The 10,320-nt window shown below is 74.3% G+C and carries 12 protein-coding genes; 8 read left to right on the forward strand and 4 right to left on the reverse strand.

Annotated features, from left to right (window positions below):
- Nucleotides 1-129: 129 nt before the first annotated feature.
- The 6 genes from AC2A1K_RS21775 to AC2A1K_RS21800 all read left to right on the forward strand — a co-directional run bounded on the left by AC2A1K_RS21775 (nt 130) and on the right by AC2A1K_RS21800 (nt 4,542).
- Nucleotides 130-1,158, forward strand: a complete 1,029-nt coding sequence (locus tag AC2A1K_RS21775) for an alpha/beta fold hydrolase (RefSeq protein ID WP_483898420.1) — start codon at nt 130-132, stop codon at nt 1,156-1,158.
- A 58-nt stretch (nt 1,159-1,216) separates the two neighbouring features.
- Entirely contained in the window at nt 1,217-1,726 is a 510-nt protein-coding gene (locus AC2A1K_RS21780) for a hypothetical protein (protein WP_483898421.1), read from the forward strand.
- A gap of 59 nt (nt 1,727-1,785) precedes the next feature.
- Entirely contained in the window at nt 1,786-2,100 is a 315-nt protein-coding gene (locus AC2A1K_RS21785; protein WP_483898422.1) for a hypothetical protein, read from the forward strand.
- A 32-nt stretch (nt 2,101-2,132) separates the two neighbouring features.
- On the forward strand, nt 2,133-2,906 hold the full coding sequence (locus AC2A1K_RS21790; protein ID WP_483898423.1) for a class I SAM-dependent methyltransferase: 774 nt from the start codon (nt 2,133-2,135) through the stop codon (nt 2,904-2,906).
- Nucleotides 2,907-3,091: 185 nt separating this feature from the next.
- Nucleotides 3,092-3,943, forward strand: a complete 852-nt coding sequence (locus tag AC2A1K_RS21795; RefSeq protein ID WP_483898424.1) for an oxidoreductase — start codon at nt 3,092-3,094, stop codon at nt 3,941-3,943.
- 167 nt (nt 3,944-4,110) lie between these two features.
- Nucleotides 4,111-4,542, forward strand: a complete 432-nt coding sequence (locus AC2A1K_RS21800) for a hypothetical protein (protein ID WP_483898425.1) — start codon at nt 4,111-4,113, stop codon at nt 4,540-4,542.
- A gap of 50 nt (nt 4,543-4,592) precedes the next feature.
- On the opposite strand, the gene AC2A1K_RS21805 is transcribed toward AC2A1K_RS21800, so the two are convergent.
- Nucleotides 4,593-4,730, reverse strand: a complete 138-nt coding sequence (locus AC2A1K_RS21805; RefSeq protein WP_483898426.1) for a hypothetical protein — start codon at nt 4,728-4,730, stop codon at nt 4,593-4,595.
- A 346-nt stretch (nt 4,731-5,076) separates the two neighbouring features.
- On the opposite strand from AC2A1K_RS21805, the gene AC2A1K_RS21810 reads away from it, so the two are divergent.
- Nucleotides 5,077-5,637, forward strand: a complete 561-nt coding sequence (locus tag AC2A1K_RS21810; protein WP_483898427.1) for a bifunctional nuclease family protein — start codon at nt 5,077-5,079, stop codon at nt 5,635-5,637.
- Between the two features lie 101 nt (nt 5,638-5,738).
- Here AC2A1K_RS21810 and AC2A1K_RS21815 read toward each other — a convergent pair whose 3' ends face one another.
- Entirely contained in the window at nt 5,739-6,206 is a 468-nt protein-coding gene (locus tag AC2A1K_RS21815; RefSeq protein WP_483898428.1) for a hypothetical protein, read from the reverse strand.
- 784 nt (nt 6,207-6,990) lie between these two features.
- On the opposite strand from AC2A1K_RS21815, the gene AC2A1K_RS21820 reads away from it, so the two are divergent.
- Nucleotides 6,991-8,193: a hypothetical protein gene (locus AC2A1K_RS21820; RefSeq protein ID WP_483898429.1), complete on the forward strand. Its 1,203-nt coding sequence runs from the start codon at nt 6,991-6,993 to the stop codon at nt 8,191-8,193.
- A gap of 52 nt (nt 8,194-8,245) precedes the next feature.
- Here AC2A1K_RS21820 and AC2A1K_RS21825 read toward each other — a convergent pair whose 3' ends face one another.
- Together AC2A1K_RS21825 and AC2A1K_RS21830 are read right to left on the reverse strand one after the other, a co-directional pair.
- A complete protein-coding gene (locus AC2A1K_RS21825; protein ID WP_483898430.1) occupies nt 8,246-9,667 on the reverse strand; it encodes an MFS transporter in 1,422 nt (473 codons plus the stop codon).
- The gene (locus AC2A1K_RS21830; RefSeq protein WP_483898431.1) at nt 9,664-10,110 is read right to left on the reverse strand and encodes a MarR family winged helix-turn-helix transcriptional regulator; all 447 of its coding nucleotides are present in this window, start codon (nt 10,108-10,110) and stop codon (nt 9,664-9,666) included. Before AC2A1K_RS21830 ends, AC2A1K_RS21825 begins: the two co-directional genes overlap by 4 nt.
- Nucleotides 10,111-10,320 lie beyond the last annotated feature (210 nt).

Below are 10,320 nucleotides of genomic sequence, written 5' to 3' on the forward strand. Positions count from 1 at the left end.
CGAGGGCCGGGTGCGCACGTGTCCTGGTTGAAGAACGTCCTGAAGGTCCGGGTCGATGTGCGCGGGCCTTGACGCCTGTCGCCGCCGGACTAGTTTCCGGCGAAATCTTTCGACGACGGGAGCGCGCCCATGCCCATCCCCACCGACCACGAGCTCTTCGATCTCGGCGACGTCGTGCTCCAGCGCGGGGCGACGCTGCGGAACGCCAAGCTCGCCTACAAGACCTACGGCACGCTCAACGCCGACAAGAGCAACGCGATCGTCTACCCGACCTGGTACTCGGGCCGGCACACCGACAACGAGTGGCTCATCGGTCCCGACAAGGCGCTCGATCCCGACGAGTGGTTCATCATCGTGCCGAACATGCTCGGCAACGGGCTCTCGTCGTCGCCCAGCAACACCCCGCCGCCCTACGACCGGGCGCGCTTCCCGCACGTCACCTTCTACGACCAGGTGGAGTGCCAGCACAAGCTCGTCAGCGAGCACTTCGGGATCTCGACGCTGCCACTGGTCACCGGGTGGTCGATGGGGGCGGGGCAGACCTACCAGTGGGCGGTCAGCCACCCGGAGATGGTGCAGCGGGCGGTGCCGTTCTGCGGGTCGAGCGTCACCAGCCCGCACAACCGCGTGTTCCTCGAGTCGATCACCGCGGCCTTGCGGGCGGACGCGGCGTTCGAGGAGGGCTGGTACCGCCGACTTCCCGAGAAGGGCATCCGGGCCTTCGCGCGGGTCTACGCGGGATGGGGCTTCTCGCAGGCCTTCTACTGGCAGGAGGAGTGGCGGCGCCTCGGCGCGTCGTCGCTCGAGGACTTCCTCGTCGACTTCTGGGAGGGTTTCTGGCTCGACGAGCGCGACCCGAACAACCTGCTCGCGATGGCCTGGACGTGGTTCCACGGCGACGTGGGGCAGACGCCGGGCTTCGACGGCGACACCGTCGCCGCGCTGAACTCGATCCGCTGCCCGGTGCTGTCGATGCCCGCCGAGAAGGACCTGTACTTCCCGCCCGAGGACGAGCAGTGGGCGTCGCAGCACATCGAGCGCGGGGAGGTGCGTGTCGTGCCGGGCGTGTGGGGGCACTTCGCCGGAGGGGGCGGCAACCCGGAGGACACGGCGGTCATCGACCAGGGGATCCGCGACACCCTGGCGCTCGCTCCGTGATCACCCGGTCGGTGGGCTGACGGCTTCCGGTCGTTCGTCGCGGGGCACGATGCGCCCCGTGAGCGACATGCCCGTCGTGCGGTGGGGGCCGCTGCGCCTCGACGTCGAGATCGGTGTCGAGGGGACGGTCGTGCTGATGACCGTGCTGGTGGTGGCGCTCGACGACGGCATCGAGGACTTCGTCGTCGCCGGGCAGATCATCCTCGGGCCGCTGATCGCGACGTTCGCGGCGCACTGGTTCGCGACGACGTTGGCGCGTCGCGCCCGCCAGGACGTGCCGCCACCGACGCGGTCGGAGCTGCGGCTTCTCGCGCGCCACTCGTCGCAGTTCCTGCTGCTCGGCGTCGTGCCGATGCTCGTGGTCGTGCTCGGGGGCGTGAGCGACTGGTACGACCCCGTCACCGCGATCGACGCCGTCATCTGGCTGGGGCTGGCGTTCCTGGTCGTCATCGGCGGGATCGGGGGGTGGCGGGCGCGGCGGCGCGTGTCCGGGGCGGTCCGGGGGGCGATCGGGGCGGGCGTGCTCGGGCTGGTCGTGCTGCTGCTGCGGCTGGTGATGGAGCACTGACACGTCACATCGATGACGCCCCGGGGAACGATGAGTGGCCCGCACACGTCTTCCTCTGCATGGTGTTCTCGGCACGGCGTGTGCTGCTCGCGGCCCTGCTCGTGGTCGCCGCGGTGATCTGGGTGCGCATCAACAAGCCCGTCGAGGGCGAGGTGCTGCTCGAACTGACCCGCCGGCACGGCGTGACGGTCGCCGACCTGCTGTCGGTGGTCATGCTCGCCATGGCCGCGGTGCTCGCATGGCCCTCGCGGCGTCCCGCCCGCCCGGAGCCTCGGCGGGACCGGGTCGCGTCGTCCCCTCCCCCGACGGTGCCGCGGCGGGCGCCCCTGCCGCCGGCGCCCGGACCGGCGCCCGCGCCGCCGCCACGCCGCTGAGCGTCGATCGCGGTCGGGCACCATCGCGGGCCGTGGGACACGAGGTCGTCGTGACGACGAGCAAGGCGCCGTCCGACACCGTGCGCGCCCAGGCGCGGGATCTCGCCGACCGGTGGGGCCTGCGCCTCGTCGAACGACACGGCGGGTCGGTCGCCGGGGCACGCGGTGACGCCGGGACCGTGCTGGTCTGCACCGCGGAGGGCCTCGTCGCCGAGTCCGGTCGGGGACGGCTGACGTTCCACCAGGGCACGGCGGCGAAACGACTGCGCGCCCTGCGCCACCGCGAGACCGACCCGCTCGTGCGGGCCGGCGAGCTACGGGCCGGCGACCGTGTCCTCGACGCCACCCTCGGCCTCGGCCGCGACACGCTCGTGGCGGCGTGGGTGCTCGGGTCCGAGGGGGAGGTGCTCGGCGTGGAGGCCGACCTCGTCCTGGCGATCCTCGCCACGGAGGGCTTCGCGGGCGAGGTGCCGCGTGCGGGCTCGGCGAGGGTGCGCGTGCGGCACGGCGACTCCCGGCAGGTGCTCGCCGACATGGCGGCGGCCGGTGAGCACGTCGACGTCGTGCTCCTCGACCCGATGTTCACCGACCCCCGCGCCTCCGACCACGGCTTCGCCCTCGCGCGCGGCCACACCGTCCCCACCCCGCTGACGCCGGACTGGGTCGAGCTCGCCCGCGCGGTCGCCGGCCGATGGGTCGTCGTCACCGCGGAACGCGCCCGTCCGTGGTTCCCCGGAGCGGGGCTGGAGCGCCTCGAGGGGACGCGGTCCGGTCGGTGGTTCCGGGTGCGGGGCGCTCCGCGCTGAACACACGACAGGGCCCCGGCCGCGTGATGCGGCCGGGGCCCTGTCAGGTCAGCTGTGCGCGCCGTCGGCCGGGTCGTCCGAGGTCGTGCGGACGGGACGGGCGGCGTCTCCGGAACGTCCGCGCCGGTGGCGGGCAGACTCGACGTCGAGACCGTCAGGGACCCCAGGAGCGGGAGGAGGCGGCGATGTCGCCGCAGGACGGAGCCGGCCGGGTCTGGCTCATCACCGGGACGAGCACCGGGTTCGGACGCGCGATCGCCCGGGCCGCGCTGGAGCGGGGCGACCGGGTCGTCGCGACCGCGCGGCGGGTCGAGGACATCGCCGACCTCGCGACCGAGACGCCGGACCGGGCTCGCATCGCGACGCTCGACGTCACCGACGACGGGCAGGTGGCGGCGGCCGTCGACGACGCGGTCGCCGCGTTCGGGCGCATCGACGTCGTGGTCAACAACGCGGGGTACGGCAGCCGCGGGGCGTTCGAGGAGTTCACCGAGGACCAGATCCGCGACCAGTTCGCCGTCAACGTGTTCGGGCCGTTCGCCGTGACGCGGGCGGTGCTGCCGGTGATGCGTGCGCAGGGCTCGGGCCACGTGATCCAGATGTCGTCGCTCGCGGGAGTGCGCTCGGCGCTCGGCGGCTCGATCTACTCGGCCACGAAGTTCGCGCTCGAGGGCATGTCCGAGGGCCTCGCGGCCGAGGTCGAGGGCTTCGGCATCAAGGTCACGATCATCGAGCCGGGCCCGTTCCGCACGGACTTCGCCGGCCGCTCGCCGGCGCGGCCCGACGCGATGCCGGAGTACTCGGCGGTGCTCGACGAGTCGCGCGAGAAGTTCGTCAAGCTCCACGGCACCCAGCCCGGCGACCCGGACCGCGCCGCGCAGGTCGTGCTCGCGGTCGCCGACCTCACCGACCCGCCCTTGCGCCTTCCGCTCGGCCCGAACGCCTTCGAGAACGTCCGGCAGACCTACCGGGCGCGCCTGGCCGAGGTCGACGCGGTGGAATCGCTGGGCAGCGACACGGACTTCGCGACGACCTGAGCGCCCGCTCTCGGCGTGTCGCGCGAGCGAGGAAAGAGCGAGAAGTGGCGATCCGGGCCCTCACGGCGTGCGGTACCGGACCTGCCAGCGACGCCGCATCGCTGGCACACCCCGGACGCCTGGCGCCCGCGGTGGCGACGCCGACGCGCCGGTGCCACCGTGGCGCGGTGATCGCCTCGGTGCGGGTCGTGGTCGGGGTGCTGCTCGCCCTCCTGGCCCTGGCCGGCTGCTCCACCGAGTACACGGAGGGCACCTCGGCGCCCGCCGCGCGCCCGGACGGGTCGCTGGAGGCCGCGCGCACCAAGCTGCGGCTCGTCCAGCAGGACTCCTGCTACACGAGCGCCGAGCTGGCCCGGCAGTGGCCGGCGTGCGGGCGGTGGGAGGAGGAGGTCCTGAACGTCGGGAACGCCGCGGCGGGCGCGCGACCCGGCGACCGGGAGATCACCGACCCGGCGGTCGCGGTGCGGTCGGGCCACGAGCACTTCGTGCGCGGCGGCTGCACGTCCACGCCCACCGATCCGACGGACTGCATCGCCGCCATCGAGCAGACGCGCGCGGCGGTCACGCGCCTGGCCCAGGGGATGGCCTCGGTGCGCTGAGCCAACCGGACCATGTGAGTGCTTTCCCGCCCTATAGGGCGGGAAAGCACTCACATGGCGCGGGACAGGAACGGGTCGAGGGTGACCGGCTGGGAGCGGTCGCGGACGCCGGTGGCGTGGTGCGCCCCCTTGGCGACGGCGGCGGCGACGCCCACGATCCCGGTCTCGCCGATGCCCTCGGTGCCCATCGGGTGACGTAGGGGTCGTCCTCGGCGAGCCACTCCACGTCGACCGTCCCGACGTCGGCGGTGGTCGCGACGTGGTAGCCGGCGAAGTCCCGGTTGACGACGTGCCCGAAGCGGTCGTCCAGCACGCTCTCCGCGTGCAGGGCGGCCGAGAGCCCCCAGGCATGCCGGGCCGGTCGACCTCAGCGGCGCGTCACGGTACTGCCGCTCCGTCTCCGAACCGGCGTCGAGCACCCGGCGCCGCCGACGACACCCGACCACCACCGTGCACGGGCCGGTGGACGAGACTGTCGGGCCGGATCGTCCAGGTCGGTCGACGTCGGGTGGCGGGCGAGCGGATAGTGGAGCCATGGCTGTGGTCGAGGTCGCCGGTGTGGGCCAGGAGCAGGGGAGCGAGGACCCGGTGCTCCTGCTGCGTGAGCAGAGCGGGGGTCGGCGGTATCTCGCGATCTGGATCGGAGCGCCCGAGGCGACGGCGCTCGCGGCCGCGGAGGTCGCGGCCACGCTGCCGCGCCCGCTGACCCACCGGCTGCTGCTCGACGCCGTCGAGGCGTTCGGTGCGCAGCTCACGGGCGTGCGGCTGACGGCGCTGGTCGACGGGCAGTTCCACGCCGAGCTCGATCTCATCACCGCCGACGGCGGGACGCGCTCGGTGCCGGCCCGCGCGAGCGACGCCGTCACGCTCGCCGTGCACCAGGGCTGCCCGATCGACGCCTCCGAGGACGTGCTCGCCGAGGCCGCGCTGCCCGCGAACGCGGTGGCGACGGTCGGCGGCACCGAGGACGAGCCCGACGAGGCGGATCCCTCGGCGACGGCGCCGTCCGCCGACGTCGAGGACGAGGTCGAAGCCCTGCGCCGCGCGCTGTCCGACGCGACACCCGACGACTTCCGAACCGAGCGGGACGAGTAGGCAGCACACCCGAGGGAACGGTGGGGGCCTCCGCACGCGGCCGTCGCGCACGAACGGCCCGACCCACCTCGGGGGTGGGTCGGGCCGTTCGGCCGCGCCTTCTAGGAACGGGTGAGCGAGGAGCCGCCCCACGGCGGCCGCGCTGAGCTCAGGGCGTCGATCGAGAGCGGTCCGCTGATCGAGGACGGGTCCGCGGAACGCGGCGCGGGAACCGCCGACGCGGCCACCTGACGATGCCGTCGATTCGCGCGCGCGATCCGCGCGGCGAGTGCCGCCTTGTCCTCCTGCTCATGGCGGGCGGCGCGTCGCTCGCGCCGGCTCAGCCGCGCCGGCGGCCCGGTCGGCGACACCGGGGCGTCGAGACGCCGTTCCACCGGAGGCGCGGGGGCGGCGCCGTCCAGCGCGGCCGCGGGCCCGAACGGGCGGATGGTCAGCGTGGTGACGTCGAGACCCGGTGGGGCGGCGTCGGGGGATCCGGCGACCGGCGCGGGGATGGTGTGCCGGACGGCGAGGGCGATCCGCCGTGGGCGGGCCTGCTCGGTCTGGTCGGGGCGGCTGTGACGTCCCATGGACTACCTCCGTGGCCCCAGCGCTCCCTCACGCTGAGCTGGTCGGCGTAGGAGACCGGGTAGCCACGGTGCGCCGGTTCACACCTGGGCGAACGTTCCGGGGACGGACGGAGGCCCCGGGCCCCCGGACGGATCCGGGGCGCTCCGCCGACGGAGCTCGCGGGCGAGCTCCGAGGATCCCGCTGAGGATCCCCACCGACGACGCCTCGGGAGCCGACGAGCCGTCGAGTGTGCTGTCGGCGGTGGGGCCGTCGTCGTGACCCAGGTCCGCCGGGGTTGCGAAAGCCATGCTGCTGCTACCGCCCGCGAGGGCGATCGCCGCTGCGGCGGTCAGGGCACCGCGGCCGGCGCGGCCGGCGCGGCCGGCGCCGCGGTCGCTCCGGAGCGTGCTCGGAGCAGTGTGTGCGCCCCTCAGACGTCCTTCTTCCACGGTCGGGGCTCGGCTTTCGGAACGCTTCGGGTGAGCGACCATCGCCCGATTCGCGGGACAGGTAACGATGTTCAGCGGATCGAGGTAAACGAGAACATCACAGAATCATCTCGGAGTGATGTCGGGCGCCAGGGGATCGCCTGGTCGGCGGGCGATTCCGGCCGGACACCACTCCGTCGAGATCGGTCCGGTCACGGAGCGGCGGGCAGGCTGACGTCTTCGCTTTCCCGTGTCCATGCGACGCGCCGGGCAAACGGGTGACACTCACACCGGTGACTGGTCCTTCGGTGGACTTCTCCTGACACTTCGGAGGTGGTGAGAGCGCGCGAGGGATCGTTCGGACGTCCGACGCCGATGGCGGAGGCGGGCCCGGAGCTCCTCGGGGTGCACGACGCGCAGGGCGCGGCGCGGTATCGCCCGCGCGCCGTCGACGACGCGCTCGAGGACGCCCTCGGCGCCGACCGCCCGCTCGTCGCCGTCACCGGCGATCGGCTCGCCGGCTCGTCACGCGCGCTGCACCGGGCACTGCGCCGGATGCTGGGCGACCGCCTGCTCCTGCCCGTCACCGACCCGCACGCCGTCGACCTCCCGGCCGCGGTCCGCGCGGCGCGCGCGACCGCGGCGCGCTGCGGACCGGTCGTGATCGCCGCCGACGACGCTCCGCCGGCGCTGCTCGACCAGGTCGACGACGCCCTCATCGGCTCGCTCGGCGGCGACGTCCGCGTCGTCCTCACCACCCGGCGGACGTTCCTCGGCGCGTACCTGGCCGCCCCGACGCGGGCCCGGCTCGAGGCTGCGTTGATCGAGATCCCGGGAGCGATCGGTGCGGAGGTCCGCCCCCTGACGCGCGCCCGCGCGGTGCTCGACCCGGTCGGATGGTCGTCGCGCGTCCCGCTCGCGCTCCTGCGCACCGCCGTGGACTGGGAGCGCCTCGGCGTCCCGGTCCCGCTCACCCCCGCCCTGCTCGCCGAGGTCGCACCGCTGTCCCTCACCGCACTCGGCGCGCCGCCCGCGGAGCGCGGCGAGCTGCGCCGGACGATCCGCGACCTCCTGCGCACCGACCACGGCGGCCTGCGGCTGCTGCGCCCGGTGCCGGGGCCGACGAGCAGGACCCGGGTCGCGGCCGACCGCGTCTTCTCGTCCCTCGCCGACGGCGACGCGGGGTGGGCCGTGTCCGAGGACCTCGCCCGCGACCTGTGGCATCGCCTCGACCCCGAACAGCGGGCCCGCGTCGCCCGCGTCGCCCTCGCCCGCGGGGAGGGGCAGCCGGCCCTGTGGCTCGCGACCCAGGTCCCGCCCGACGACTTCGAGCCCGAGGTGCTCTACCGGCTCGGCGTCACGCTCGCCGAGCGCTCCGCCGCCTACACACCCGAGCCGGGACGCTGGGACGGCGGCGCCCTGCGGTGGCTGACCGCCGCCCTCGACCGCGCCGACGCCGACCTCGTCCCGCGGGCGCAGCGGGCGATCCTCGCGGTGGAGGCGCGCCGCGACGGGCGGGCCGAGCTCCCCACGGTCCGGCTGTCCGCGGACGACGCGCGCCAGGTCATGCGGGTCTGAGGCGCACGCGGGTCCGAGGGTCACGGATCCGAGGGGCACGCGGGTCTGGGCGTCACGCCGGGTCGGGGGTGTCGACGCGCTGCACCACGCGCGCCAGCGACCGGTCGGCGAGCGTGAGCACGAGACAGACCGCGGAGGCGGCGAGCATGACGATCGCCAGCTCGTGCATGCCCGCGGTGGTGGCGCCGTCGCGGAACACGATCCCGTTGGTGGCCGAGGCGATGATCGCGCCGAGGTAGAAGAACGTGCGCATCAGGCCCGCCGAGGACCCGAGCCGGTCGGGGTCGGCCTGGTAGTAGACGGCGTTCTGGTTGGCGAGGTTGTTCAGGCCCTGCGGCAGCCCGGCGGCGAGCGAGACCGCGAGGATCAGCCACAGCACGCTCCCGGCGTCGAGGAGCAGCAACAGCGCGGCGACGACGACCTGCCCGACGGCACCCGCGACGAGCTTGCCGCGGATCTCGCGCCGACGCCCCGTCGCCGTCGAGACGAGGATCGCCGCGCCGAAGACGGGCAGCAGGACGAGCCCGGTGACCTGCGGCGACAGCCCGCGACCCTCCTCGAGCCACTGGGTGTAGCCGTAGAGGAACGCGTACGACGAGATCGCGGCCAGCAGCGAGCGCCCGTACGTCGCGAGCAGCGGGAGGTTGCCGCCGAGCAGCCGCAGGTCGAGGAAGGGCAGCGGCGCGCGCAGCTCCCACCACGCGAGCGCCGCGCCGGCCGCGACCGAGAGCACCGGCAGCCACCACAGGTCGGCCTGCAGGTGGGTGAGGAAGAGCAGCAGGGACACCAGCGTGGCGACGAACAGGACGATGCCCAGGGGGTCGATCGCGCGCGCCACCTCGCGCACACCCCGTCGTGCCGCCGCCGACCGCGGCAGGTACAGCGCGCCCAGGACGAGGCAGGCGATCGCGAGCGGGATGTTGACGGTGAACGTCACCCGCCACCCGCCCACGCCGATGAGGAAGCCGCCGAGCGTCGGGCCGATGACCGCGACCGTCTGCGTCGACACCGCCAGCACCGTGAGGACGCCCGCCGGGCTGTCGCGTCCCGTGCGGTCGGCCTCGCCGCGGATCAGCGTCATCGCCGCCGGGTAGCCGGCGCACGTCCCGAGCCCGAGCAGCACCCGGGCGATCACCAGCACCTGGATCGACGGGGCCAGCGCGCCGAGCACGCCGCCGACCCCGATGAGCGTCGCACCGGCAAGGAAGAGCCGCCGCGCGCCGAAGAGATCGACGAGACGGCCCACGACCGGCTGGCCGATCGCCGTGGCGAGGTAGAGCCCGGAGACGAGCCAGGCGGTCTGCGACGGCGGAGCGCCGAGCGCGATCCCGATGGGGATCAGCGCCACCGCGATCATCGTCGAGTTGATCGGGTTGAGGATCGCGCCGAGGACCATCGGCGCGACGAGGCGGCGGTCGAAGTGGTCCCTCGGGGCCTCGGAGTTCGGGTTGAGCCGCTGGAGTGCCGTCGTCACCGGTCCGTCACCCGGTCCAGCAGCTCCATCGCCGCGACGACCGTGACGCGCTCATCGGAGGTGAGCCGCTCCTGCAGCGCCCGCGCGAGCCACTCCTCGCGGGCGGCGCGCGTGCTGTCGATCAGCTCCCGGCCGCGCGGCGAGATCGTCAGCCGCTGGCGGCGGCCGTCGCCGGGGTCGGCCTTCCGCGTCACCAGCCCGCGCTCCTCGAGCACCGCCGTCGACGCCGCCACCGACTGCGGGCGGATCCCCTCGGCGGCCGCGAGCTCGCTGGCGGTGCGCGGGCCCTCGCGCTCGAGCCGGCTCAGCAGCGAGGTCTGCGTGAGCGTCAGCTCCCCGGCCTGGTGCGACTCGCGCAGCCGTCGGCGCAGCCGCCCGACCACCACGCGCACCTCGTGCGCCGCCCGCACCGCCGATGCGCTCAGCTCCCGGGTCTCCGCCACGACTGCCAGTCTAGACTGTTCAGTCTGGACTGAAGAGTTCATGGCCTACCGTCGCGTCGAGACGCTCCGACCTGCGTGCCCCCGGGGGGTGTCTCTATGGGGTTGTCAAGCCGCGAGGGGCTCGGGTGCTCGCGCTGGGGCGCGGTAGGGCTGGTGGTCGCGGAGCATGGCGTAGATGACGTCGGTGCGGCGGCGGGCCAGGCATATCAG

The organism is Actinomycetospora sp. 2LY8.5, from assembly GCF_057180585.1.